This window comes from Nocardioides sp. R-C-SC26, assembly GCF_021246465.1.
GTDB lineage: Bacteria > Actinomycetota > Actinomycetes > Propionibacteriales > Nocardioidaceae > Nocardioides.
Map to the genome: position 1 here is coordinate 89,976 of NZ_JAHRHK010000003.1, position 25,040 is coordinate 115,015.

Genomic DNA, 25,040 nt, shown 5'->3' on the forward strand with positions numbered 1-25,040 from the left:
GTGATGCCTTTCGGGTTGGTGTCAGCTGACGGTGGTCTGGACGTGCTCGGCCGGATCGCCGGTCGTGCTCGTCGCGGTGGCGGGCGTCTGAGCAGACGCGACCGCCGGTGGGTGACGGCGCCGCAGACGCAACGCCAGCAGGTACATCTCGCAGCCCAGGCAGAAGCCCGTGACCGCATTGAGCAGCGCCGCGGCCAGCGCCATGCCGACCGCGACGAATCCGAGAGCGTCTGCGCCGATGGAGAAGCCGACCAGGCCCACCACCGCGAACGCGAGGCCGACGACCTGGGCGAAGCGCGGCGGCGTGGGGTGCTCGAGCACGGCAGGACCGTCGAGCCGGGGCCGGACGACCGTCCGGAACAGCCAGGCCAGCGGTGTGCGCTGGACTCCCAGAGCCGCCCCCCAGGCGAACAGGCCTGTCTGGACGGCGAGCAGCACGACCGCAGCTGGCCGCGGTGCGAGCAGCAGTACCGCGGCCAGGACGGCTGATGTCACGGCCGCGGTGAACCGCGGCCCACGCGGGTCGATACCCGCGACAGACGGGGTGGACATGTGAACTCCTCGGATGGGCAGTGCCCAAAGTTTACTAAATAGATCTAGTTAACGAGGGTTCAGCGACACAGGGCCGAGCGCGTGCGGCAGTGATCCACTGCGCGGCGCTTGGTCAGCATGGTCGTCGACACGAGCACCACAGTAGGGAAGGCGAGGTCGGATCGCCGCATCGTTGTCCACATCATGGACGGCAGTCTCATTTGATGAGACTCAATGAGTGTTTCACCTGGTCACGTGACGGCGCCCCCGTCGCCCGACCGCGCTCCACGCCGTCCCGATCGAGTACCAACGTGGTCGGCGTGCGCAGCACCTTGAGCGCGCGGACGACGTCGAGGTGCTGCTCGGCGTCGATCTCGAGGTGGACGACGCCGTCGGCCTCGGCCGCGACGTCGGCCAGCACCACCCGCGTCGCGCGGCACGGAGCGCAGAAGGCCGAGGAGAACTGCACCAGGGTCGCCCGATCGCCGAGCGCGCCCGCCCAGGGGGTGCCGTCGAGGACGCCCACCGCCGCCGCCCCCCCCGCCGGCGCCGTGCCGGATCGCTGCGCGACCCGACCGTCGGTGCGCGAGCGACGCCACGCGACGACGGCCACGAAGAGCGCGACACCCACGAGCACCAGGAGACCGGTCACCTCGGGTGAACCCGAGCGCGACCGCAGATGTTCCCGGCCGGTCTCGCTCGTGGGCGTCGCACGGTCAGAAGCTGGGCTTCTCCTCCGGCAGAGGCTGACCGCCCTCGTCGAGCCGGGTCCAGCGCGTCCGCGGCCAGTCGGCGCCTTCGGGCCAGGCCAGGAACGCGTCCTCCTGGATCTTCAGCGCGGCGGCGCGCAGGTCGTCGGCCGTCTCGTAGTCGGCCGGCTCCAGGGGCGGGTGGATCGTGACCACCGGCATGCTCGACCAGGTCGGGCCCGGCGAGGACGTGGCGACGACGAGCGGGCTGTTGGTGCCGCGCGCGAGGTGGATGGCACCGCTGCTGCCGATGACGTCGCGCCCCAGGAACCGGGTGGCGCTGCGGCCGGGGACGTCGAGCGCGAGACCCACGATCTTCTTCTCCAGCACGAGCTGGGTGATGCCGTCGGAGCCGATGTCGGTGCTGTGCATCGTGCCACCGCCGGCCAACACCTTGAAGTGCTGCTTCATCCACGTCGGAGCGTCCTCGCGCATCATGCGCGGGTGCACGATCCCGTGCACCTCCATGCCGCCGCCGGCGCGGGCGACGGACGCCGCCAACCCGTCGTACTGGCCGTGGTGCATGAAGATCAGCACGCATCCGCGCTCGGGATCGCGGTCGCGGAGGTGCTCGATGCCCCGGACCTCCTGCGTCGCGAGGGGCGCCGGGTGCCAGCGGAGCTCGCCGCGCCAGGCGTTGCGCTCGACGAACCGCTTGGCGACGGCGTCCAGGTCGGCTTCGGGACGCAGCTCGCCGATCACGAAGTCCATCTGCTCCCGTGCAAGCCGGCGGCGCTCGGGGTTGCGCCAGTCACGGAACGCACGGAAACGCACGACGAGGGGAACGAGGAACATCGGAGTCCATCGCCGCAGCGCCATGACTGCGCGCTGGACAGGTGTCGGGGAGGCCATGAAGCGGCACCTTACTGGTGAGATCGGAGGCGTTCCGGCTACCGGTGAGTGCTACTGACGGGTACGGCCCGGACGGGCTCAGCCGCCGGCGAAGGGAGGCAGGAACTCGATGGTCGATCCCGCGAGGATCACGACGTCCTCGGGTTCCTCGGTGTTGACCGGCCGGTCCCCCACGAGCACCGAGCAGCAGCCGAGGGCGTCGGTGAAGCGCCGATCCGGGTGCAACAGCCACAGTCGGGCGATCACGTCGGCGAGCGTCGTGGAGCCGGAGACCGACAGGGTCTCCTCGTCCAGCCCCGCCGCCGCACGCACCGACGCCCAGTAACGAACCAGGATGGTCTCGGTCACAGAATCGTGACAAACGCTGTGTGTATCGCCCACGTTTCCCTATCCTGCATGAGTAGTTAACCGGCCGGAGCCCGACGACGTGCTGCGGTCTCGCCCAGTTCCCCGGGAGGAGACCCATCCATGAGCGCTCTGCTGCTGCTCACCAGCTCCTTGCAGTCCTCCGTCGAGGTCCTGCCCTCGCTGGCTCTGCTCGGTCATCAGGTGAAGATCCTGCCCGCCGAGGGAAGCGCGCTGCTCGAGGCCCCCGATTCCGACCTCCTCCTCGTCGACGGTCGCCAGGACCTCGCGGGCGCCCGCGACCTGTGCCGCCTGATCCGCACGACCGGCTCGGAGATCCCGGTCCTGCTCGTGGTGACCGAGGGCGGTCTGTCCGTGGTCACTCACGACTGGGGCATGGACGACGTCGTGCTGCACACCTGTGGTCCCGCCGAGCTCGAGGCTCGCCTGAAGCTGGCGATCGGCCGGGTGACGGCGGCGCGCTCGGCGGCAGACCCCGATGCGCACGTGATCCGCTCCGGCGACGTGGTCGTCGACGAGGCCACCTACACCGCCAAGATCGGTGCGCGCCCGCTCGACCTCACGTTCAAGGAGTTCGAGCTGCTGAAGTTCCTGGCCCAGCACCCCGGCCGGGTGTTCAGCCGCCAGCAGCTGCTCCAGGAGGTCTGGGGCTACGACTACTTCGGCGGAACCCGCACCGTCGACGTCCACGTGCGCCGACTGCGCGCCAAGCTCGGGCCCGAGAACGAGACCCTGATCGGCACCGTCCGCAATGTCGGCTACCGGTTCGTGCTCCCAGCCAAGGAGAAGGACGCCGCGGCCGACGACGCCCAGCTCAGCGTGCGCTGACCGCCGAGCCTGCTCGGCTGCCGCGGGTCTTCTCGGGCGCTCGCGACGCCCTCCCGGGCGAACGCGCCGGACGGCGGTGACAGACCGAGCACGGCGATCGGTCACGATAGAGGGATGCCGCCCCGCCGCCGGACCCTCCTCCTGGCGGCGGCGACCCTGGCTGCGGTGGTGATCCTCCTCGGCCTCAACGCCCAGCGGGCCGCCGACGACCTCCGCGACGCCCAGGCCGCCGTGGGCGATCTGCGCGACGCCCTCCGGGAGAACGACGCGGATGCTCGCGACGGCGCGCTCGACCGACTCCAGGGTGCCGCGGGCTCCGCGCACGACCGCACCAGCGGGTTGCGCTGGGCTCCGCTGACCCATGTCCCCTTCCTCGGTGACGACGCCCGGGCGGTACAGGGCGTCGCGACGTCCCTCGACCTGCTGGCACGCCGCGCCGGGCCCGCCCTGCTCGACGCCGTCGAGCGCGCCGACGGTCTCCTCGCCGGCGGCGGAGTCGACCTGGCCGTCCTCGAGGAGATCTCGGGCACCGTCGATCACGCTGCTACGGCCCTGACGGCCGCCTCGGCTCCGGTGGCCCCGATCGACGCCGGCGGGCTGATGGACCGGGTGCGCCGTCCCTACCAGGACTACGTCGACCAGCTCGCCGACCTCGACGCTCTCGTCGACCGCGCGCGCGACGTCCTCGCCACGCTGCCCGGCGCGCTGGGCGAGACCCGGCCGCAGCACTACCTCGTCGTCCTGCAGAACAATGCGGAGGCGCGCGCGACCGGCGGTACCCCTCAGGCCTGGGCCCTGCTGCAGAGCGATGAGGGGCAGTGGGACGTCACCGCCCACGGCACCGACGCGGACTATCCGACCCGCACGCGGCCGGTCCTGCGCCTCACCCCGGCAGAGCGGGCGCTCTACGGACCGTCACTGGCGCGCGACGTGCTGGACGCGACGATGACGCCCGACGTCCCGCGGATGGCCGAGATCCTGCGGGCGCAGTGGGACGCCGCGGGCGCGCCGGTGCCACTCGACGGCGTCATCACGCTCGACACCGTGGCGCTGGGCTACCTCCTGCGCGGCCTGCCTCCGGTCACCGTCACCCCCGACGTGACGCTGACCGGGGCCAACGCCGCCCAGGAACTGCTCCTGGGCGCTGCCTACCAGCAGTCGCCGGCCGAACGGGCCGCCTTCCTGCAGCGCGCCGCCGTCGCCGTCCTCGAGCAGCTGGTGCAGCACGCCGGGGCAGGCGACACCCTCGATGCCCTCGTCGACGGTGCCGCTCAGGGGCGCGCCCACGTCGTGCCGTTCGCCGACGGTGCCCGTCGGGCTCTGGAGGGAACCGGCCTGCTCGGCGGCACCGCGGAGGTCGGTGACCTACCGCGCGTCGACCTGACGGTCGACGCCGAGACCGATTCCCCCAGCTCGTTCGGTCTGCGTTGGGAGTCCGCCGTCACCACGGTCGCTTGCGGGGAGCTCACCGACCTGGAGGCGACACTCACGGTGCTGCGCCGGCCCGTTCCCGGAGAGCCGGATCCGGATGCGCTGCTGCCCCTCACCGTGCGGGTGTTCGGCCCGCCGGGCTCGCGCATCGACGCCGTCCGGGTGGACGGCGCACCCGTGGAGACCGACGTGATCGACGTCGGCGGGCGTCCTGCCGTACGCGTCGGCGTCGCGGCGGGAGCGACCGCGACGACGGTCGCCGTCAGGTTGTCCGCGCCGTCGGACGACGCGCGCGAGCTGGCGGTGCACACCACGCCCGGCGTTGTGCCGGTCACCGGGGTGCGCCGGGTGCCGGTCGTCTGCCCCTAGGGCCTGATCGGACGAGGTGTACTCAGCAGGCGAGCTCGACGTCGCGACTGCCGTCGAGGATCGACGGCGTGACCGCGATCCCCGTGGTGTCGCCACGGGCGGTGAAGGTCACGTTCAGGTAGTCCTCGCCCGAGACGAGCAGCACCAGGGAGACCACCGGGCGGCCGTCGAGCTCGTCGACCACGACGTCGAGGGGCTCGCCGTCGACCGCGACGTCGGCGAACGACATGCCCGGCGTTCCGTAGAGCCGGGCCACGACCATCTCGGTTCCGGGATCGATGCCGTAGGCACCGCCGCCGGTCAGGTAGGGGGGCAGGTTCGCCAGCTGCTGGGAACTCTCCGTCTGACGCAGGCGCAGCACTCCGGCGACGGTCGACTCGCCGTCGGTGCAGGAGCGTTCGGCCTCGACCAGGTACCGCAGGTAGAACGACATCTTCGAGCCGGTCGCGTCGTCGATCGTGAGGTACATCCGATCCCCCGCGCGTGGAGTCGTCCAGTCGCCGAGCACGTCGAGCTCGGCGAGCTCGGCGATGTCGCTCTGGACGAACGGGGCGATGGCCAGCCGTCGCTCGAGCACCGAGCGGTCGAGCGCGGAGAGGAACTTCTGCGGCTGCTGGACGCCCTGCGTGATCTCGTCGAAGGTCGCCTTGACGACCTCCTCGAAGATCTCGTCCTGCTCGTCGGTGTCCAAGACGACCTTGTAGACCTCGTTGAGCAGGCCGGGCACAACGTTGTCCTCGGTCACCGGCACGCCGCGGACGTTGACCGGCCCGACCGCGCCGAGGATGTAGGAGAGCGAGACCGAGTCCATCAGGACGACGCCGTCGAGCGGTTCCTGGGGAAACGCCCGCGCCCAGTGGGCCGCCATCAGCTCCGCGACCCGCGGTACGTGGGGGACGAAGTTGGCGTCGATGAAGAACCGCCCGAGCTCGGGGCCGAAGACGGTGGTCTCGTCGGCGCTCAACGGGATCACGGGGTCGTCGAGCGCGGGGAAGTCCGTGCCGGCGCCCTGGCGCACGATGCGAAGCTGGCCCCGGTCGGCGCGGACCTGGGACCACGAACCGGGAAGGCCACCGGTGGCACGGGTCTCGGCATTGTTCTGAGCGGCCAGGAGATAGGTGCGCGGGCCCTCGGCGCCGAGCATGTCGGGCAGCACCCGGCTGGCGGAGTCGGCGGCCGAGAAGGCGCGGGTCAAGCTCGCGATGAGCTCGGCGTAGTCGTCGTAGGGAGTGCGGAAGGCACCGATGAATCCGTCGCTGGGCTCAGCCTCGATCAGGTCGTCGGCACGCGCGAAGGCCTCGCTCACACGTCGGACCGGCTCCTGGGAGCGACGCACAGCTCCGATGTCGACCCCGCCTGCCACCGGCATCTGCTCGAGCTCGTCCATCGCGGCAGCGAAGTCGCCGCCTGCGGCGGCCACCTGGTCCAGGCTCGCGCTGAGCGCCCGGACGCCCGCGGCGTCGTCGCCGACGAACGGCAGGATGGTCAACGCACCCCAGAGCGGCCCGTCGGTGCGCCCCTTGGCGTCGCTGGCGGCGGCTTCGAGCCGGATGAGCGCGCGATTGCGCTCGGCTGCATCACCATCGCCGATCGCGCGGTTGACGTCGAGCACGGCGTCCTGCGCGGCACGGAGGTCACGCGCGGTCTGGAACCCGTTCCAGACGCTGTACAGCGCGCCGGCCACGATCAGCACCGACGCGGCGCCCAGGACCCTCCGCACCAGCCGACGACGACGCGGACGGCGCCGAGAGGACGCGGGGTCGCGCCGACTCACTTCCGGCGGACGACCCGGAGCGGCGCCTTCTTCGACCCCGAGCTCTTGAAGGCGCTGTTCTCCTGCTTCACGTACCGGACCACCAGGCTGTAACGGCCGAGCTTGAGGTTCTTCGGGAGCGCGATGGTGGCGCGACCGTTCTTGTTCACCTTCACGATGCGCGTGACGCGGGTGCCCTTGGCATTGCCCTTGGTGCCGCGCGCGATCACCTTGAAGACACCCTTGGGAACGGCGTTGCCCTGGGTACGCACACGCGCCTTGACCACCGGCGCGTTGCCGCGGGCGACCTTCGCCGGAGCCTGGAAGGTCGTGGTCGTCCGGGCACATCCGACGTACGGGCACGCCGCCGACGAAGGTGCACTTGCACCGACCAGCAGGCCGGCGGTCATCGCCAGCGCGGTCAGGATGGCAGCCAGGTACTTCTTCATCGTTCTCCCCATGTCGAAAACGTCACGCAGTTGACAGTTGTCAGATAGAACCGTATTCGACCACATTCCTGGTGGTCACGGGTGCTTTCGGGTGGAGCCGCTCGTTCTGCAGGCGGTCCGGAGACCCCGAGAGCCGCGAGCAGGGGTCAGCGACCCTCGTCCGATCCGCCGCCACCGTCGCTCTCCAGCCAACCGCGGAACGCCTCGAGATTCGCCGTCGGCTCCCCGCGCAGCTTGCGCCATTCCCACTCCTTGCGGATCGAGGACGCGAACCCGAGTTCGAGGATGTGGTTGAACGACTCGTCGGCGGTGCTCAGGAGGGCGCCCATCAGCCGGTCGAGCTCGTCGGTCGTGACGATCGCGAGCGGGAGCCGCCCGTCGAGGTAGATGTCACCCGCGTGGTCGATCGCGAACGCGACGCCGTAGAGCCGCAGGTTGCGTTGCAGGAGCCAGCGGTAGACGCCCTCGTGGTTCTCATCGGGCTGCCGGCACACGAAGGCGTGGACGCCGAGGGCGTGGGCACCGACGTCGAGGCGCACGGGCGTCGACAACTTGCGCTCGCCCGGGAGGGCGAAGGAGAAGAGGGCGCCGTCCTCGGTGTACTCGAGCTCGTTCTCCTCGAGCCAGGCGCGGATGACACCGGCGGTCGAGCTTGTCGAGACCGGCATCTCGACAAGCTCGATGACCGGGTCTCCNTGGTTGAGGTGTCCGCCTCCGAGGAACGAGGGGGCGGACTCCTCAACCACCGACGGGTCGCGCTCGGAGGCGGACTCCTCGACCACCGACCGTTCCTCAGCCACGGAGGGCCCCGGTCGTCGGGATGCGCGCGCGGCGGTAGACGTCGATCATCTGGCGCGCGGCGACGTCCCAGGAGAACGCCTGGGCCTGGCGCAGGGCGCCGCCCGCGAGCCGATCCAGCTCGACCGGGTCGTGCGCGAGTCGGGCGAGCGTGTCGGCCCAGATCGTCGGGTCGTGAGAGTCGATCAGCAGTCCGCTGGCGCCGTCGCGCACCGCCGTCGGGAGCCCGCCCGGGGGCGCCGCCCCCCCCGGCGGGGGGGCCCCCGCCCCCGCCCGCCGCGACGACCGGGGTGCCGCACGCCTGGGCCTCGACGGCGACCAGGCCGAACGACTCGTTGTAGGAGGGCACCGCGACCACCGAGGCAGCCGCGTACCACTGGGCCAGTTCGGTCTGGCTCACCGGAGGCACGAACCGGACGACGTCGGCGACGCCGAGCCGGTGCGCCAGCTCGACCAGCGCCGTCGGTTGCTCCAGACCGCTGCCCGAGGGGCCGCCGACGACGGGGACCACGAGGCGACCTCGCAGCTCGGGGTGCCGCTCGACGAGCACGGCCGTCGCTCGCACGAGGACGTCGGGGGCCTTGAGCGGCTGCACCCGACCCGCGAACAGCACGACGAAGGCGTCCTGCGGCAGCATCAGCCGCGCCCGCGCGACGTCGACCGGGCTCGGCCGGAACCGGTCCAGGTCGACGCCGGGGTGCACGACCTCGACCCGGCCCGGGTCGGCGTCGTAGAGATTGATGAGCTGCTTGGCCTCGACGTCGGTGTTCGCGACGAGGACGTCAGCGGCCTCGACCACCTGCTGCTCACCGATCACCCGCACCCGTGGCTCGGGGGTGTCGCCGGCGGCGAGCGCCTCGTTCTTGACCTTCGCCATGGTGTGCATGCTGTGCACCAACGGCACACCCCACCGATCACGCGCCAACGCCCCGACCTGACCCGAGAGCCAGTAGTGGGAGTGGACGACGTCGTAGTAGCCGTGCGGCTGCGCAGCCTCGGTGCGCAGCACCTCACGCGCGAACATGCACAACTGTCCGGGCAGCTCCTGCTTGGTCAGCCCCTCGAACGGCCCGGCGGCCACGTGCCGCACGATCACACCGTCGTCGAGAGGGACGACGGGCGCCAGCCGCGAGCTCGTGGCACGCGTAAACACGTCGACCTCGACGCCCTGGCGTGCCAGGCGCCGGGCCAGCTCGACGACGTAGACGTTCAAGCCGCCGGCGTCGCCGGTGCCCGGCTGGTCGAGAGGGGAGGTGTGCAGGCTGATCATCGCGACGCGACGCGGCTGCTCCCCCTCGGTCTGGCTCACGTGCACACAACCACCCTGCCAGGTGCCTGATTCCCGGCGGCATCACCCGGGTGGTCGCCGTGGTCTGGGCGGGCACCGGCCGGCATGTGTAGGGTGCACACGACGTCCCCCGGCGTCCTGCTCCCTGATCTCGCACGGCTCGGTCACGTGCATTTTCTCGCAGGAGTGGACGTGTCCGGCACCAACGGCTCCTCGATGCCCGCGGGCGCTCGCCGATCGACCCGCGTCCGCCCCGGCGCACGCGACGACGCCGGCGCGATCGCGCTGGTGGCGGCAGCCGTCATGACGGCGCTCGTGGTGATCGCGGGGTTCACCGTCGATCTCGGGATGCAGCGGGTGCTGAGGCGTGACCTGCAGTCCGTGGCGGACGTCGTCTCCCTCGACCTGGCTCGCCTCCTCGACGGCACTCCCCGCTCGGCGACACTGCGCACCGAGTTCGACCGCCAACGCGACCTCTCGGTGGAGCGCAACGACGCCACCGTGCTGGGCCGGGACCTCGACGTCGACTACGAGCTGGGGCGCGTCGACCAGCATGGCGCCTTCAGCACCATCGCACCGGGCCAGGTGCCGACAGCCGTCCGCGTGACGGCGAGCGGCGTCGTCGACTTCGCCTTCCACGGCGACAGCGGCAGCTCGAGCCGGACGGCGATCGCGTCGGCGCGCCCGTTCGGGTGCTTCTCGGTCGGCACGTTCTCGGTGCGCGCCAACCTCGGCGACAGCTGGCTGCTCGGCGGCCTCCTCGGCGTGCTGGGTACCGACGTGCGGCTCGACGTCCTCGACATCGACGGGCTCGCCTCGACCAGCATCGACCTGCTCGGTCTCGTCGGCGCCGACGCCGGGGTCGCCAGCTTCGACGAGCTGCTCGACACCTCCCTCGGCCTGGCCGACTTCTACCTGCTCACGGCCAAGGCCCTGGAGCGGGAGTCCGGCCGCACCGCCGAGGTCGGGCTCCTGGAGGACCTCGCACAGCTGGATCTCCCGCACCTGGATCTCACGCTCGGCGAACTGGTGGAGATCGATACCGCCGGCGCCGAGGCGCTCGGGGCGCGAGTGAACCTGCTGGATCTGGTCACCGGCGCAGCGTTCATCGCCAACGGCACCAACGTCGTCAGCGTCCCCGGGCTCGGCGTCGATCTCGGGATCACCAACCTCGACATCAGCCTGCACATCGGTCAGAAGCCGATCCTCACCTGCGGACCCGTGGGCACGCGTGCCGAGGCATCGCAGGTGCGGGTCGTGCTCAGCGGGCGGCTCGTGAACCTCGACCTGGGCCTGCTCTCCCTCACCAGTCCCATCCGCCTCGAGATCAAGCTCGCCGCCGCCGAGGGCACGATCACCGCACTGGAGTGCACTCCGACGAGCCGACGCGTCTCGGTGCTGGCAGCCAACGGCCTCCTCGACATCGACATCGCCCTGCAGGCCAGGCTCGTGCTGCTGCCCGCGCTCTTCGGCGGCGTGACCCTCCTCGACGTGCCCATCGACGTCAGCACCCAGCGTTCGAGCCCGGACGCCGTGATCTCGCTGCCCGTCCCCGACTCGGGCAAGGGCGACGTCGTCGAGACCGGCCAGCACACGCTGGGCGTCCCGACGCTCGCGGTCGACACCAGCGGACTGCGCGCCCTCGGCCTCCCGCTCGGTCAGATCACCGACGGGATCATCAGTCCGCTGCTGACCCTCGTGCTGAACCCGCTGATCGCCACGCTCGACCGCTACCTGCTGAGCCCGCTGCTCGACCTGCTCGGCGTCAACGTCGCCGGCGCCGACTACTACGCCACGGCACCCGTCGACTGCGGAATCCCGAAGCTCGTCGGCTGAACCACCCGTCCGGCAGCACTCAGGCGCGATGCACCTTGTGCGGCGCCGCCTGGGCCCGTGGCTTGATCACCATGGTGTCGATGTTCACGTGCCGCGGGCGCGTGACCACCCAGGTGATCGCGTCGGCGATGTCGTCGGCGACCAGCGGTTCGGCCACGCCCGCATAGACGGCGGCCGCGCGCTCAGCGTCCCCGCCGAACCGCACCAGGGAGAACTCCTCCGTCGCCACCATCCCGGGCGCGATCTCACAGATCCGCACGGGCTGGTCCCACAGCTCCAGTCGAAGCGTCTCGGTGACCGCACGGGTGCCGTGCTTGGCCGCCACGTAACCCGCCCCGCCCTCGTACGGCGTCCGGCCCGCGATGGAGCCGACATTGCAGATCACGCCGTCCTCGCTGGCGATCAGGGCAGGCACCCCCGCCTGGGTGACCTGCAGGAGCCCGACCACGTTGACGTCGTACATCTCCCGCCACTGGGCCGGGCCGGCATCGGCGATCGGCTCCAGGCCGATCGCTCCTCCCGCGTTGTTCACCAAGGCATGGAGCCGGGGGCCGGCCGCCTCGGCGAGCGCGGCGACGTCGTCGGGGCTGGTGACGTCGCAGGCGATCGCCGTTCCACCGATCTCGGCGGCCAGGGCCTCGATCCGCTCACGACGCCGGGCCGCGCAGATCACGTGGAATCCGGCACCGGCCAGGTGCCGCGCTGTCGCCTCGCCGATGCCGCTGCTCGCACCCGTGACGACCGCGATCCGCTCCTGAGTCATGGGCCCATCCTCCTCGTGTCCGCGCACGATGCGTCGACGGGTCGGGTCGACAGGCGCGATCACGTCAGAGGGCGACCAGTCCGTCGACCTTCCAGTCGCCCGCGACGCGCGTCATGGTGAGCACCAACCGGAGCTGACCCTCGGTCGGCGCAGGTCGGGCCTCGCCACCGACCACACCCGCGGTCGAGGTGACCGTCTGGTCGGCGAAGACGAGGACGCGGACGGTGCCGGCGTCATCCTCGCCCTCAGCCTCTCCGCCGTCCGTTGCGGCTCCGAGGATGCCGGCCCCGAGCACGACAGCCGTGGCAGAGGCGTCCTTGTCGGTGGCCATCGGTCGCACGGTCGATCCGAAGGCCTTGCTGTACTTCGCGGCGAACGACTCGGTCATCCACGACGTCGCCTCGGCGAGGTTCTCGTCCAGCGCTTCGGGCTCGAAGGTCAAGACCGGGACGACGGCGTCGACCGCAGCCTGCACCGCAGCGCGGTCGTCGCGGGGGGTGACGTCATCTGGGTCGTCGGCGAGGGTCCCGACGCGGTAGCCGTCCTCGGTCACCCCGGGCAGCGACGCGGAGGGGGCGGGCTTGCCGGCGCCGTCGCTGAGGCGCCACACGAGCGCCGAGAGAGCGACGACGACGAGCGCCAGCATCGGGGTGAGTGCTCGACCCAGGAACCTCATGCGATCTGCTCCATCCCCGCGACCAGCCACTCCTCGTCCTCGTGCTTCAGCTGCACCCGGACCCGGTACTTCGTCGTCGCCGACGTGCCCTCCGCACTGGTGCTGACGACGTCCGCGGCGACGAGCACCCACGCCTGGTCGGGCGTGAGGAACTCGACCGCGGCACCGGTGTCAGGCACCTTGACGACGAGCACGAGGCGTCGGTCGTTGAGCTCGCGGAGCAGCCGTTGGCGCTGAGCACGGAAGTCCGCAGCGAAGGTCTCCGTGCTGATCTCCTTCAGCGTGGCCATGCCACGACGCGCCCGACCGGGAGCCAGCCCGAAGAAGGTCTCGACGGCGTGCTGCGCGGCGTCCAACGGCGCGTCGGCCGACACCTGCGGCTTCTCGACCGCCTCGTCGGCACGCAACGAGACCGCCGTGACCCCCAGGGCGATCGCCGCCGCGACGAGGAGCGCTTGAAGGACTCGGATCACCCGGAGAGCCTATGCCGCCATCCGCACGTCGCCTGAATGCCGTCGTCGGCGAGGCGCGCGGGTCGGCTGGGCGGCGGAGCGGTGACCTACAGAGGTTCCTCACCCTGCCGCCCGCCGGGGCGGTGACCTGCAGAGGAATGACCTCCCGCGATCACTCAGTACCTCACCGCCCACCCCGACCCTCAGCAGGTCACCGCCCCACCGGACTACGACGCGGCCGCATCGACGAAGTCGCCGAGGTCCAGCTGCGACAACCGGCGCTGGTACTCCGCCACCATGCCCGGCCAGTTCGTGCTCACCCGGCCCGACGCCGTGCGGTACCAGCTGTCGCAGCGTGCCCAGACGCTCGTGCCGAGTCGCTCCTGCATCTCGCGGTCGTACGCGGCGGCGACGTCGGCCCTCACCTCCGGGCTGACGATCCGGCCCTGCGTCATCGCCTGCGCGAGCTGGACGACATAGGCGCTCTGGGCCTCCATCATGCCGATGATCGAACTGCCACCCAGGTTGGTGTTGGGGCCGTAGACGACGGCGAGGCCGGGGAAGCCCGGCACGCTGACGCCGAGGTGCGCGAACGCGCCGTCGGCCCAGACATCGGCCAACCGGGCGCCGTCACGGCCGGTGACGTCGATCCCTCGCAGGAAGTCGGTGGCCGCGAAACCCGTGCCCCAGATCACCACGTCGGCCTCGTGCAGCACGCCGTCGCGGGTGCGCACACCGTCGGCCTCGAGGGCGGCGACGTCATCGGTGACGACATCGACGTGGTCGCGGGCCAGCGTGCGGTACCAGGTGTTGGAGAAGAGCACCCGCTTGCAGCCGAGCTCGTAGTCCGGCTGCAGCGCGTCACGCAGCGCGGGATCGGCGATGGTGCGGCGCAGGTGCATCCGCCACCACCGGTGGATGAGGCCCTTGAGCCAGGTCTCCTCGGTCAAGGCGCGGTTCATCTGCTCGGTGAGCCAGAAGACCGCGCGTCGCTCGAGACGTTGGAGGCCCGGGATCCGACGCAGAGCAGCACGCTGCACCCTGACGCGGGGTCCGTCAGGCTTGGGTATCACGTAGGGCGCCGAGCGCTGGAACACCGTGATGTGGGCGGCGTCGTCGGCGATACCGGGAACGAACTGGATCGCGCTGGCCCCGGTACCGACGACGGCGACGCGACGTCCGCGCAGGTCGACGTCGTGGCGCCACTCGGCGGAGTGGAACGCCGGCCCGGCGAAAGCCTCGCGCCCCGGCAGGCTCGGCACGACAGGCGCGGAGAGCTGGCCGACCGCACTGACGACGAGCTCGGCCTCGTAGGTGCGGACGCCGTCAGGTCCCTCGGCGGTGACGGTCCACACGTGGGTGGCGTCGTCGTAGCGCAGCGCGGTGACGCTGGTGCCGGTGATGACGCTGTCGCGGATGCCGGTCTCGCGAGCGACGCGCTCGATGTAGCCGAGGATGTCGGCCTGGGGGCTGTAGCGACGGGGCCAGTCGGGGTTCGGCGCCCAGCTCCAGGAGTACAGCGCGCTCGGCACGTCGCACGCAGCGCCGGGGTAGGTGTTCTCCCGCCAGACGCCGCCGACGTCGTCGGCACGCTCGAGCACGGTGACCTCGGTGATCCCGCCACGACGCAGAGCGACGGCGGCACCGAGGCCGCCGAACCCGGCACCGATCACGACCACGCGCAGACGTCCTCCAGTCGACATGCCACGACCGTAGGCCGAGATGAGCCGGGCATGATTGATAATTCCGGCCATGGCGGCCACGACCCGTGCGGTATGGGACCACCCGCGCCGCGCCGGCGGACTCGTCCCGCTGCTCGGCTACGCCGCCGTTCTGGGTATCGCACCGGAGCGCCTGCTTCCGACCAGCGCCCTGACGCCGTCCGACGTCACCGAGGGCACGACGGAGATCCCGGCACGGAGCGAGCTCCAGGTCGTCCAGCGCCTGGTCGACCTCGGAGGACCGCGCGTCTCCGGCTTCGAGCTCGGGGCGCACTACGGGCTGAGCACCTACGGGGTGCTCGGCTTCGCGATCTCCACCAGCCGCACCCTTCAGGAGGCGATCGACGTCGGCCTGCGGTTCCTCGATCTGAGCTTCGCCTTCGCGACGCCCGAGCCGACTCTGGACGGCGACCGGGTGCGCCTCGTGGTTCCGGTCCCGTCCGGGCTCCCCGACCACCTGGCGCACCTGCTCGCCGACCGGGACCTCAGCGCGATCGCGCGACTCATCGACGAGAGCACCGGCGGCGTCGTCGAGCTGGCGATCGACCGGACAGGGCGGTCGATCACCTTCGGCGCCGCCTGGCTCGCGGCACCCATGCCGCGATCGGATCCCGCGGCGCGCGCGCGATGCGAGGCGGCCTGCCTCGACGCCGTCTCACGTCGGCGGTCCCGCACCGGGGCCGCGCAGACGGTGCGGGCGGGGATCACCCGCCATCTCGCCGTCGGCGCCCCGGCCGGCCTGGTCGCCGCCGAGTCGGGCTGGAGTGAGCGCACGCTGCGCCGTCGCCTGGCGGAGGCCGGGACCAGCTATCGCGAGCTGCTCGACGAGGTCCGCTCCTCCCTCGCGGAAGAATTTCTCGCCATCGGGGCGCTCACCGTGGGCGACATCGCCGTCCGGCTGGGCTATGCCGAGTCGGCGAGCTTCATCCACGCCTACCGGCGCTGGACCGGACGCTCGCCACGCGCGGTCGACGTCGACGCGCTCGGCTCCACCGATCCCTCGAAGGTGTAGTCGCTCAGCGGGAACCGGGCCGCCTCCCACATCGTCTCGAGCGTCGGCGAAGCGCGGAACGGCACGTCGCCGTGCTCGTCGAAGTAATAGCTGTTCGCGCCGCCGCACTGGCCCTGGAAGAAGACCTGGTGCTTGCGGCGTCCGAGCATCTTGCGGTGGTAGGCGGAGTTGGCCTCGGGCGTCACCTCCACCCGCGCGGCGTCACGGCGTCGCGCCTGGCGGAGCAGCCGGGTGATGTGGGTCATCTGGGTCTCGATGAGGTTGAAGTACGACGAGCCGTTGTACCCGTAAGGCCCCAGGATCGAGAACAGGTTCGGGAATCCCGGCACGCTGATCCCCTGGTAGGCCTGGAACCGCTCCCGCATCCACCACTCCTCGAGATCGCGACCGTCGCGCCCTACGACCTGGAACGAGGGCAGGTTGCCGCGCTCGAACACCTTGAAGCCCGTGGCCAGCACGAGGACGTCGAGGTCGTGGTGCTCGCCGTCGGCCGTGCGCACCCCGGACGGCGTGATCTCGGCGATGCCGTGCGTCTCCAGATGCACCTGGGGCAGGTTGAACGCCGGCAGGTAGGCGTTGGAGAAGCTCGGCCGCTTGCATCCCAGGGAGTAGGCCGGCGTGAGTCGCTCCCGGACGACCGGATCGTGGACGGCACGACGCAGGTAGGCGCGCCCGATGCGCTCGCCCGCCGACGCAGTCGGGAGCAGGCCGTGGAAGTGCGCTGCGATGGGGAAGGTCGCCTCGACGAACGTCTGGCTGGCCAGCCGCGCGGCGAACTTCGCCCCGGGAACCGCCCGGAGCCCCGCTCGCGCGAGACTCGGCAGGGCGACGTCCGGCTTGGGCAGGCACCAGATCGGGGTGCGTTGGAACACCGTCAACTGCTCGACCCGAGGAGCGATCGTGGGGATCACCTGCACCGCGGAGGCCCCGGTGCCCACGACGCCGACCCGCTTCCCGGCGAGCGCGACGTCGTGATCCCAGCGGGCGGTGTGCATGGTGACGCCTGCGAAGGAATCGACGCCGGCGATGTCGGGCAGCTTCGGCTGCGTCAGCACACCGGTCGCCGACACCACGAAGCGAGCCCGCACCACGTCGCCACCATGGAGCTCGAGGTGCCACCGGTCCTCGGACTCGACGAACCGGGCGGACACGACTCTGGCCCCGAGGCGGACCCGACGACGGACGTCGTACTTGTCCACGCAGTGCTCCGCATAGGCCTTGAGCTCCCGGCCCGGCGCGTAGACCCGCGACCATCGCGTGGTCTGCTCGAAGGAGAACTGGTAGGAGAAGGAAGGGATGTCGACGCCGACACCGGGGTAGGTGTTCCAGTGCCAGGCTCCCCCGAGGCCGTCACCGGCCTCCAGCACGAGGTAGTCGTCGAAGCCGGCCCGGTCGAGCAGGATCGCAGCGCCGATACCGGAGAAGCCGCCCCCGATGATCGCCACGTCCACGAAGGTCTCGCCCGGTGTCATCGGCTCTGCTCCTCGGATCGGTCGGTGTCCTGAAGGGTCGCACGCAGACGCGAGCCGGCGGTGACGACCACGACGTCGACCCGATGCTCCACGCCCTCGGCCGAGCGGACGCCGTCAGTCACGAGGGCGTAGACGGGCCACGCCACCAGGACGCAGCGCTCGTCGGCCAGGGCGCGGTAGTAGTCGCGCTCGACGCTGGTGCCGCGCGCGCCGAAACGGCGATGCGGCGTCAGCAGGCGCCGGGTCCACGCGTCGTCCACGCTGCGCCGCAGGTGACGCCGCGAGAGCCGCTCACCGACGAGGCGATCGACCGGGCCGGCCACGCCCAGCAGGTCCGCGACCTGCCCGATCGGCGTCGTCACCAGCCGCGCGACGGAACCTCCGAGTGAACCCGCGGGAGGCCCGGGCGGGCGGAGCCAGCGCGCCTCCTCCTGGAAGACCTTCACCCGCGCGGCCGTCGCGATCACGGACGGCACGATGCGTGCCACCTCGTCACCGGGACCGATCACCGCCACCCGCTGACCGCTGAAATCGCGGCCGCGCCACGCGTCGTCGCGCAGCACGGGACCGGCGAACCCGACCCTGGACGCCGTCGCCGCGCGGGGTGTCGTGCGACGCGAGTCGCGGCTCCTGGACCCGGAGGCTCCCGACGGCGCGGGGGTCGTGGGTGCGCCGCTCACGAGGCGACCGGTTCGTGGGTGAGCTCCTCGGTCCATGACTGGGGCTTGCCGAGGACGCGGGCCGGCACGAACGACGTGACCTTGACCAGCGGATCGGCCAGGAAGCGGTGATAGGGGTGGGTGCGGTCGATGATCATCGCCGCCTGAGCCTTGAGCACGTGATAGGCGGGGATACGTGCGGTGTGGACCCCGCGTCCACCGATCGTGCCGAACCGCTTCACCGCGTTGTAGAGCTTCTGCTCCGGCAGGCCCATCGCGACGATGTTGTCACGCATCTTGTTGATGAGCGGGACGAAGACGACGATCAGTCCGAGTACGACCTGCGGCTTCAGATTGCCGATGCTCTCGATGAGCAGCTTGTGGAGCGGTCCGGCGCCGATCAGCTCCAGCACCTGGAAGTCGACGGCGATGTGGCGCGCCTCGTCGGAGTTGATGTGCCGGAAGACCTCGTGACAGACCGGGTCCGGTACCTCGTCGAGCAGGAACTTCACCAGCGCGCCGTCCAGGGCGCACTCGAGCAGCGGGATCAGCGTGGCCAGACCGGTCAGGGGCAGGCTGTCGCCGAAGTCGTCGAGGGTCTTGATCGCCATCTTGACGTTGATGTTGGGCTCGGGGACGCTGCCGTCCTCGTCGAGCATGCCCCAGCGCTTCATCAGCGCGAGCTCGGCGTTCGCGTGCTTCTGCTCCTCGGCATGGAAGTAGCGGTAGATCTCGGCGATCGTCGATGTCGGCGCTTTGGTGGCCAACGAGGCGAAGCCGCGAGCGCCCACGTGCTCGATCCACACCAGGTCCGCCAGGAACGGCTTCATCTTCGCGCGAAGGTCCGGAGTCATCAGCTCGGCGCCGGGCGCCTCCCAGTCGATGTCGGCCAGCGACCACTGCTTGTCCTTGATCGTCTGCAGCATCGCGTCGAAGTCGTAGGTGGCCGCGCTCGTGGTGCTGGTCATCGGGATGACTCCTCGGTGGGGGCGACGCGACCGAGGAGGCCGGCGACGCGGGTGTACGGGGCGGGCAGCAGGCGCTTGGTGCGCCAGATCAGTTGGGCGTCGGGCTGAGGGACGACGTAGAGCCGGCCCTTGTCGTGGGCATCGAGCGTCGTCCGGGCGACCCGCTCGGCCGAGAAGCTGGCGATGCCGGCCACCCGTCGGGCCATCCTCTGGGCGGAGTCCTCGATCAGCTCGCCGTCGAAGATGTTGGTGCGCACGAAGGTCGGGCACAGCACCGTCACCGCGAGCGAGGTGCCGGAGAACTCGGCCGCCAACGTCTCCGAGAGGCTCATCACTCCGGCCTTGCTGACGTTGTAGGCGGCCATGAGCGGTGCCGCGCTGAACCCGGCGGCCGAGGCCACGTTGATCACGCCGCCCCGGCCGGCATCACGTAGCAGCGGCGCGAACACGTGGCACCCGTGGATCACCCCCCACAGGTTCACGTCGATGGTGCGCTGCCACGACTCGATCGAGGTGTCGCCGACCCGGCGTCCACCCGCACCGATGCCGGCGTTGTTGCACACCAGGGTGGGTGGCTCCTCGAACCACTCGGTCGCTCGGGCAGCCAGGTGGGTGACGTCGTCGAGGTCGGCGACATCGGTGGGCACCGAGATCGCCCGACCACCGCTCCGCTCGACGAGGCCGACGGTCTCCTTCGCGCTGACGTCGTCGAGGTCGGCACACACCACGTGCCCCCCGCGGCGTCCGAGCTCGACGGCGGGCGCCCGGCCGATGCCGCTGCCCGCCCCGGTGACGACGGCCCGGGCGCGATCGGTGCGTCGTCGTGCCATCAGGCGGCCTCCCGCCGACGGCCCGCACACACCGGCTCGTCGTCGGTGCCTCGGCAACTGGGGCGACGGCGCGAGCACGCGTCGATCTGGTGGCGCATGCCGTCACATTGCATTCTGAGGGCGGGTGCCGTCAAGATGCTCGGGTGAATCGATCCGCTGCGACGACGGCCTCTCCCGCGCGCCGCTACGGCGGAAAGACGGCTGACGAACGCCGCCGGGAACGTCGCGAGGTGCTGATCGACGCGGCGACCACGATCTGGCAGGAGCAGGGCTGGGCCGCGGTCACCATGCGGGGGGTGTGCTCGCGCGCCCGGCTCACCGACCGCTACTTCTACGAGAGCTTCGAGGACCGCGACGCGCTCCTCGGCGTCGTCTGGGATCGCGTGCGTGACGACGTCGTCACGCATCTCGCCTCCGCCGTCACCGCCGCGGGCGCGTCGCCGTCAGAACAGATGTACGCGGCGATCGGCGCGATCACCCGCGTCGTGGCAGACGACCCGCCGTCCGCCCTGATCCTCTTCGGCGACCACGCGGGGAGCGAGGTCCTGGAGTCACGGCGTCGCAGCACGATCCAGCAGGTGACCGAGATGTTCGTGCTCCTCGCCAGCACCCACCTGCGCGAGGGCGCCGACGTCAAGGCGCTGCGGGTGCACACCCTCGCCGGTATCGGAGGGTTCGTGGAGATCGTGCTCGCCTGGCGCTCCGGCGCCCTCGACCTGACCCGCGACGAGCTCTACGCCCACGCCGTGCGCATCGGCGACGATCTCGCTCCCCGCTTCGTCACACCCTGGCCCTAGTCGGACCACCGGGCTGTCGGACACCGCGGCGGGCGGTGAGCGGTGAGTCTGAGACGGTCGCCGACGGCAGAACCGCTCCAGTGTCACCGCCACCCCGGCGCGCGGGCCGGGGCTGGTGAGTCTGGAACGTTCCGCGGGTCGAAGAACGTCCCAGACTCACCACCCTGCAGCGCCATGACGACGTGGGCCGGCCGCGTACGTCGTCCGCGACCAGAGCAGGTCCCACCGCTCGTCGAACGCGGGCGCCGGACCGTCGTAGCCGAACTCGGTGAGCGCTCGTCGAACGCGGGCGCCGGACCGTCGTAGCCGAACTCGGTGAGCGCTCGGTGAACCTGTTCGACGGTTCGCCGGGGCGTTCTCAACGATTCGCGAGTTAGCTGCACACACTGAAGACCGGCGCGCCGGAACGCCGCGTACCGCTCGAGGTAGTTCAGGTAGTGGTGGCGATCGGTCTGGTGTTGCAGCCCCTCGACCTCCATGATCGTGCCCACGTCGGGATACGCGAGGTCGCCGTGCAGGGTGCGGCCAGCGACCACCAGGGGTGCGTTCACCGCGGGTGCCGCCATGCCGCTGAAGATCAAGAGAGACCGCACCTCGGACTCGATGAGCGAATCGGCGCGGTCATCGAGGTACTCGAGGACCCAGCCGGCCTCGTGGGCACCCCGGCGCCACGGTGTCTCGGTGACCAATGAGCCGACTTCCAGCCGTGTCATATGCCGATGCCGCAATCGCCCGTATCACGGTGCTCTGGGCGCAGAACGCGACGAACGCAGCAGCCGGCGAGACTCCGACAGCGTCGGTCGGCGGCATCGCTCTCGTGCGATGCAGGAAGACTCCTTCGATGTCGAGGTGGTGGTCGCGCGCCACGACGAAACGCAAGGGGATGCGCGGCCCGAAGTCGAGGCCAGCGAGTTGTACGCGCGTGAGACCCGTCGGGCGCGCGTCCTCGGGGAGAATGAGCCGCACCGCGGCCACCCGATCATCGTGCGCGAGCTCAGCGCCGCTGACACACCACACATTGGGGTACAGCCTGACGAAACGGCTGCCACGCAGCATGTGGCGAGGGAGTCCCGCCGCCTCGGCCTGATTGACAGTGAAAGGACGACGCAGCAACGTGTCCGGGATGGGTCGCATACGGCAGCGGACACGACAGCGCGCCCGCATCGCCGTCCGCCTGCTCCGCCATGTGGATGGGGCGCGCGCCATGTGGCCTGTGGACAGCGTCCTGACGAAGTGGCACCGACGACGCCCCCGGACACCAGACGCGCTACGGGGCTTCCCTGGGGCCGGTGAGTCTGGAGCGGTTCCGGCGGGCCCCAACGTCCCTCACTCACCGCCGCGCGTCAGCGACTCCCGATAGCGGTGGACACGGGAGGGTTGGCGATGTCGAATCCGTCCCATACTCACCGCTCCCCCGACCCGCGCGCGACGACGTCCGCCGACCCACACGGGCACGACGGGCGTCAGGGCGAGGCGCGGGGCGGCCGATCAGCCGAACCGACCCGAGATGTAGGCCTCGGTGGAGGGCTCGTCAGGGTTGGAGAACATCTTCTTGGTGGCGTTGAACTCCACCAGGTGACCCGGCTGCCCCGCGGCCTTGAGGTTGAAGAACCCGGTGTCGTCGGAGACCCGGGCGGCCTGCTGCATGTTGTGGGTCACGATCACGATCGTGTACTCCGATTTCAGCTCGTGGATGAGGTCCTCGATCGCCGACGTCGAGATCGGGTCCAGCGCCGAGCACGGCTCGTCCATGAGCAGCACCTGCGGCTCGACGGCGATGGCGCGCGCGATGCACAGACGCTGCTGCTGACCGCCGGAGAGACCCATGCCGGGCTTGCCCAGCCTGTCCTTCACCTCGTTCCACAGATTCGCACCCCGCAGCGACTTTTCCACGATGGAGTCCGCCTCGGACTTCTTCATGCGCTTGGAGTTCAGCCGGTTGCCCGCGAGCACGTTGTCGTAGATCGACATCGTCGGGAACGGGTTCGGGCGCTGGAAGACCATGCCGATCTGCCGCCGGACGGCGACCGGGTCGATCGCCGGGTCGTAGAGGGACTGTCCGTCGACGACGATCTTGCCCTCGACCCGCGCACCCGGGATGACCTCGTGCATCCGGTTGAGCGAACGGAGGAAGGTCGACTTGCCGCACCCCGACGGACCGATGAAGGCGGTCACCGAGCGCGCCTTGATCGTCATGTTCACACCCTCGACGGCGAGGAAGTCGCCGTAGTAGATGTTCAGGTCGGAGACGTCGATGCTCTTGGCCATGTCTGTTCCTTGTTCCCTCTCAGCCCTTCTTGGGGGCGAAGATCCTGCCGATGACGCGGGCACCGAGATTGAGCAGCATGACGAGCAGGATGAGCACCAGTGCTCCACCCCACGCGTATGCCCGTCCCTTGTCGGTCGCGAGGCCGTACTGGTAGTAGATGAAGACCGGGAGCGTCTGCATGCGCTCAGAGAACACGTTGGTGTTCACCGAGTCTGCGACGCCGGCGACGATGAGCAGGGGCGCTGTCTCTCCGATGACGCGTGAGACCGCGAGGACCACTCCGGTGACGATGCCGCCGAACGCCGTCGGGAGGACGACCTTGGTGATCGTGCGCCACTTCGGCACACCGAGGGCGTAGGAGGCCTCGCGCAGGTCCTCGGGCACCAGCCGCAGCATCTCCTCGGTCGACCGGACCACGGTCGGGATCATCAGCAGCGACAGCGCCACCGAGCCGGCGAAGCCGGAGCGGTACGCCGGGTCGACCAGCAGCACGAACAACGCCAGCGCGAACAGGCCCGCGACGATCGAGGGGATGCCGGTCATGACGTCGACCAAGAAGGTGACCAGGCGCGAGAGGCGGTTCTTCTTGCCGTACTCCACGACATAGATCGCGGTGAACACCCCGATCGGCACCGAGATGACGGCGGCCGTCAGCGTGACCAGCAGCGTGCCGATCAGCGCGTGGTAGATGCCACCCTGCATGTCACCGATGACGTTGCGCATCTCGAAGGTGAGGAACTCGAGGTTGATCGTCGAGGAGCCGCGGTCGATCGCTGTCCACAGCAGCCACACCAACGGGATCATCGCGACGGCGAAGGCACCCCAGACCAGCGAGGTGACCAGTCGGTCGACCGCCGCCCGGCTGCCCTCGACCACGGCGGACCAGGTCGGCAGCAGCACGAGGTAGGTCAGCGCGCCGAGTGCCACCGAGCCGCCGAAGCCGACGCCGAGGACGAGCAGCAGTGCTGCGAGCCCGATGACGATCAAGCCGAGACCGGCGGGTGCCCACCGGGGCAGTCGCGGACGGGCCAACGAGGCGTGGAGGGCGGACGGCCCCGGCGCCTGCGGAGCCTGCAGGGTGCTCATCGGGCGAGCCTCCTCTCAGAGCGTCCGGCGATCCAACGCGCCAGGAAGTTGACGGCGAAGGTGAAGGCGAAGAGCACCAGACCGGTCGCGATCAGCAGCGACTGCATCTGCGGGGTGCTCTCCTTGTAGTTGGAGGCGATGTTGGCCGCGATGGTGCGCGGGCTGCTCTCGCCGATCAGGCTGAGCGTCACCAGGAAGCTCGACGGCAGCACCATCGCGACCGCCATGGTCTCGCCGAGCGCCCGGCCCAGACCGAGCATCACAGCCGAGACGATGCCCGACCGCGCGTAGGGGAAGACCGCGTATCGGATCGTCTCCCACCGGGTCGCGCCGAGAGCGAGCGCAGCCTCCTCGTGCAGCCGGGGCGTGCGGGTGAACACCTCACGGCAGATCGCGGCGATGATCGGCAGGATCATCACCGCGAGCACGATGGCCGCCGTCAGCATGGTGCGGCCGTTGACCGCGACCTTCTCGGCGGAGAAGAAGGGGATCCAGTTGAGGTTGTCGCCCAACCACCCGATCACGGGCTTGAGAGCGCCGGCCAGGGCGCTGCCGCCCCAGAGGCCGTAGACGACGCTCGGCACAGCGGCGAGCAGGTCCATCACGTAGGCGATCGGACCGGCCAGGCGCTTCGGCGCGTAGTGGGAGATGAAGAGGGCGATACCGATCGCCAGGGGGACGGCGATGACCAGCGCGACGACGGCGGCGAGCGCGGTGCCGAACACCAGCGGGCCGACGTAGCCCAGGAAGGTCGAGGCCCCACCGCCCTCGGCGTACGCCTCGGGCTCGAGGCTGAAGGCGTCGAACCCCTCGACGAACAGGAAGACGCCGACGCCCGCGAGCGCGACGAGGATCGTGAAGGCGGCAGCACGGGAGATGCCGAGGAACACCCGGTCGCCGACGCCGGCGCGTGTGTTGCTCCAGTCGGGCGCGGTGTCGTCGGGGGCGCCGGGCCCGACGTCCTCGGGGGTCGTGGTGGCCAAGACCGTGGCTCCTGCTGTCTACGAGATGGTCTGCGGGTGGTGACGAGCTGCTCGGTCTGCGGCGGGACGGCTCGGATCGCGAGCCGCCCCACCGCAGGGGCC

Annotated in this window: 25 protein-coding genes and 1 pseudogene; 5 read left to right on the forward strand and 21 right to left on the reverse strand. The window is 70.6% G+C overall.

The features are described 5' to 3' along the window. Window positions 1-21: 21 nt before the first annotated feature. The 4 genes from KSO97_RS03815 to KSO97_RS03830 form a co-directional block, all read right to left on the reverse strand. Window positions 22-552 (reverse strand): DUF4395 domain-containing protein, encoded by a 531-nt coding sequence (locus KSO97_RS03815; RefSeq protein ID WP_232676597.1) that lies wholly within the window; start codon window positions 550-552, stop codon window positions 22-24. Between the two features lie 196 nt (window positions 553-748). Continuing rightward, on the reverse strand, window positions 749-1,183 hold the full coding sequence (locus KSO97_RS03820) for a thioredoxin family protein (protein ID WP_232676598.1): 435 nt from the start codon (window positions 1,181-1,183) through the stop codon (window positions 749-751). 64 nt (window positions 1,184-1,247) lie between these two features. After that, window positions 1,248-2,132, reverse strand: a complete 885-nt coding sequence (locus tag KSO97_RS03825; protein ID WP_232676600.1) for a hypothetical protein — start codon at window positions 2,130-2,132, stop codon at window positions 1,248-1,250. Window positions 2,133-2,210: 78 nt separating this feature from the next. Further along, window positions 2,211-2,480 (reverse strand): MoaD/ThiS family protein, encoded by a 270-nt coding sequence (locus KSO97_RS03830; RefSeq protein WP_232676602.1) that lies wholly within the window; start codon window positions 2,478-2,480, stop codon window positions 2,211-2,213. Window positions 2,481-2,600: 120 nt separating this feature from the next. Between KSO97_RS03830 and KSO97_RS03835 the strand changes: the two genes are divergently transcribed. Further along, window positions 2,601-3,326 carry a response regulator transcription factor gene (locus KSO97_RS03835; protein ID WP_232676604.1) on the forward strand — a complete coding sequence of 242 codons (726 nt, stop codon included), beginning with the start codon at window positions 2,601-2,603 and terminating at the stop codon, window positions 3,324-3,326. Between the two features lie 114 nt (window positions 3,327-3,440). Next, window positions 3,441-5,126 carry a DUF4012 domain-containing protein gene (locus KSO97_RS03840; RefSeq protein ID WP_232676606.1) on the forward strand — a complete coding sequence of 562 codons (1,686 nt, stop codon included), beginning with the start codon at window positions 3,441-3,443 and terminating at the stop codon, window positions 5,124-5,126. Window positions 5,127-5,148: 22 nt separating this feature from the next. On the opposite strand, the gene KSO97_RS03845 is transcribed toward KSO97_RS03840, so the two are convergent. The 5 genes and pseudogenes from KSO97_RS03845 to mshA all read right to left on the reverse strand — a co-directional run. Further along, complete coding sequence (locus KSO97_RS03845) at window positions 5,149-6,846, reverse strand: DUF4012 domain-containing protein (RefSeq protein WP_232676608.1); 1,698 nt, start codon at window positions 6,844-6,846, stop codon at window positions 5,149-5,151. 50 nt (window positions 6,847-6,896) lie between these two features. Continuing rightward, complete coding sequence (locus KSO97_RS03850; protein WP_232676609.1) at window positions 6,897-7,340, reverse strand: hypothetical protein; 444 nt, start codon at window positions 7,338-7,340, stop codon at window positions 6,897-6,899. Window positions 7,341-7,474: 134 nt separating this feature from the next. After that, window positions 7,475-7,996: a YbjN domain-containing protein gene (locus tag KSO97_RS03855; RefSeq protein ID WP_269781986.1), complete on the reverse strand. Its 522-nt coding sequence runs from the start codon at window positions 7,994-7,996 to the stop codon at window positions 7,475-7,477. Window positions 7,997-8,120: 124 nt separating this feature from the next. Further along, on the reverse strand, window positions 8,121-8,339 hold the full coding sequence (locus tag KSO97_RS18180) for a hypothetical protein (RefSeq protein WP_308188252.1): 219 nt from the start codon (window positions 8,337-8,339) through the stop codon (window positions 8,121-8,123). Between the two features lie 61 nt (window positions 8,340-8,400). Continuing rightward, window positions 8,401-9,396: pseudogene (mshA, locus tag KSO97_RS03860) on the reverse strand (D-inositol-3-phosphate glycosyltransferase); the annotation flags it as partial. 210 nt (window positions 9,397-9,606) lie between these two features. Between mshA and KSO97_RS03865 the strand changes: the two are divergent. Next, window positions 9,607-11,250: a pilus assembly protein TadG-related protein gene (locus KSO97_RS03865; protein WP_232676611.1), complete on the forward strand. Its 1,644-nt coding sequence runs from the start codon at window positions 9,607-9,609 to the stop codon at window positions 11,248-11,250. Window positions 11,251-11,269: 19 nt separating this feature from the next. Here KSO97_RS03865 and KSO97_RS03870 read toward each other — a convergent pair whose 3' ends face one another. The 4 genes from KSO97_RS03870 to KSO97_RS03885 form a co-directional block, all read right to left on the reverse strand. Further along, a complete protein-coding gene (locus tag KSO97_RS03870; RefSeq protein WP_232676612.1) occupies window positions 11,270-12,013 on the reverse strand; it encodes an SDR family NAD(P)-dependent oxidoreductase in 744 nt (247 codons plus the stop codon). 64 nt (window positions 12,014-12,077) lie between these two features. Further along, window positions 12,078-12,689, reverse strand: coding sequence for a hypothetical protein (locus KSO97_RS03875; protein ID WP_232676613.1), 612 nt, complete (start codon window positions 12,687-12,689; stop codon window positions 12,078-12,080). After that, entirely contained in the window at window positions 12,686-13,162 is a 477-nt protein-coding gene (locus KSO97_RS03880) for a hypothetical protein (RefSeq protein WP_232676615.1), read from the reverse strand. The genes KSO97_RS03875 and KSO97_RS03880 overlap by 4 nt, the downstream gene beginning before the upstream one ends. Before the next feature lie 206 nt (window positions 13,163-13,368). Next, window positions 13,369-14,844, reverse strand: coding sequence for an NAD(P)/FAD-dependent oxidoreductase (locus tag KSO97_RS03885; protein WP_232676616.1), 1,476 nt, complete (start codon window positions 14,842-14,844; stop codon window positions 13,369-13,371). Window positions 14,845-14,893: 49 nt separating this feature from the next. On the opposite strand from KSO97_RS03885, the gene KSO97_RS03890 reads away from it, so the two are divergent. Continuing rightward, complete coding sequence (locus KSO97_RS03890; RefSeq protein WP_232676617.1) at window positions 14,894-15,874, forward strand: AraC family transcriptional regulator; 981 nt, start codon at window positions 14,894-14,896, stop codon at window positions 15,872-15,874. On the opposite strand, the gene KSO97_RS03895 is transcribed toward KSO97_RS03890, so the two are convergent. The 4 genes from KSO97_RS03895 to KSO97_RS03910 form a co-directional block, all read right to left on the reverse strand. After that, window positions 15,796-17,346, reverse strand: a complete 1,551-nt coding sequence (locus KSO97_RS03895) for an NAD(P)/FAD-dependent oxidoreductase (protein ID WP_232676618.1) — start codon at window positions 17,344-17,346, stop codon at window positions 15,796-15,798. The two genes, KSO97_RS03890 and KSO97_RS03895, sit on opposite strands and share 79 nt — an antisense overlap. Continuing rightward, the gene (locus KSO97_RS03900; protein ID WP_232676619.1) at window positions 17,343-17,909 is read right to left on the reverse strand and encodes a hypothetical protein; all 567 of its coding nucleotides are present in this window, start codon (window positions 17,907-17,909) and stop codon (window positions 17,343-17,345) included. The genes KSO97_RS03895 and KSO97_RS03900 overlap by 4 nt, the downstream gene beginning before the upstream one ends. Window positions 17,910-18,022: 113 nt before the next feature. Beyond that, a complete protein-coding gene (locus KSO97_RS03905; RefSeq protein ID WP_232676620.1) occupies window positions 18,023-18,973 on the reverse strand; it encodes a ferritin-like domain-containing protein in 951 nt (316 codons plus the stop codon). Continuing rightward, window positions 18,970-19,803: an SDR family oxidoreductase gene (locus KSO97_RS03910; protein ID WP_232676621.1), complete on the reverse strand. Its 834-nt coding sequence runs from the start codon at window positions 19,801-19,803 to the stop codon at window positions 18,970-18,972. Before KSO97_RS03910 ends, KSO97_RS03905 begins: the two co-directional genes overlap by 4 nt. Window positions 19,804-19,946: 143 nt before the next feature. Between KSO97_RS03910 and KSO97_RS03915 the strand changes: the two genes are divergently transcribed. Beyond that, window positions 19,947-20,600 carry a TetR/AcrR family transcriptional regulator gene (locus tag KSO97_RS03915; protein WP_232676622.1) on the forward strand — a complete coding sequence of 218 codons (654 nt, stop codon included), beginning with the start codon at window positions 19,947-19,949 and terminating at the stop codon, window positions 20,598-20,600. A gap of 83 nt (window positions 20,601-20,683) precedes the next feature. On the opposite strand, the gene KSO97_RS03920 is transcribed toward KSO97_RS03915, so the two are convergent. From KSO97_RS03920 to pstC, 4 genes are all read right to left on the reverse strand, one after another. Then, complete coding sequence (locus KSO97_RS03920; protein WP_232676623.1) at window positions 20,684-21,166, reverse strand: hypothetical protein; 483 nt, start codon at window positions 21,164-21,166, stop codon at window positions 20,684-20,686. Window positions 21,167-22,088: 922 nt separating this feature from the next. Further along, window positions 22,089-22,868: a phosphate ABC transporter ATP-binding protein PstB gene (pstB, locus tag KSO97_RS03925; RefSeq protein WP_232676625.1), complete on the reverse strand. Its 780-nt coding sequence runs from the start codon at window positions 22,866-22,868 to the stop codon at window positions 22,089-22,091. A gap of 19 nt (window positions 22,869-22,887) precedes the next feature. Continuing rightward, entirely contained in the window at window positions 22,888-23,955 is a 1,068-nt protein-coding gene (pstA, locus tag KSO97_RS03930; protein WP_232676626.1) for a phosphate ABC transporter permease PstA, read from the reverse strand. Continuing rightward, window positions 23,952-24,938, reverse strand: coding sequence for a phosphate ABC transporter permease subunit PstC (pstC, locus tag KSO97_RS03935; protein ID WP_232676628.1), 987 nt, complete (start codon window positions 24,936-24,938; stop codon window positions 23,952-23,954). Before pstC ends, pstA begins: the two co-directional genes overlap by 4 nt. Window positions 24,939-25,040 lie beyond the last annotated feature (102 nt).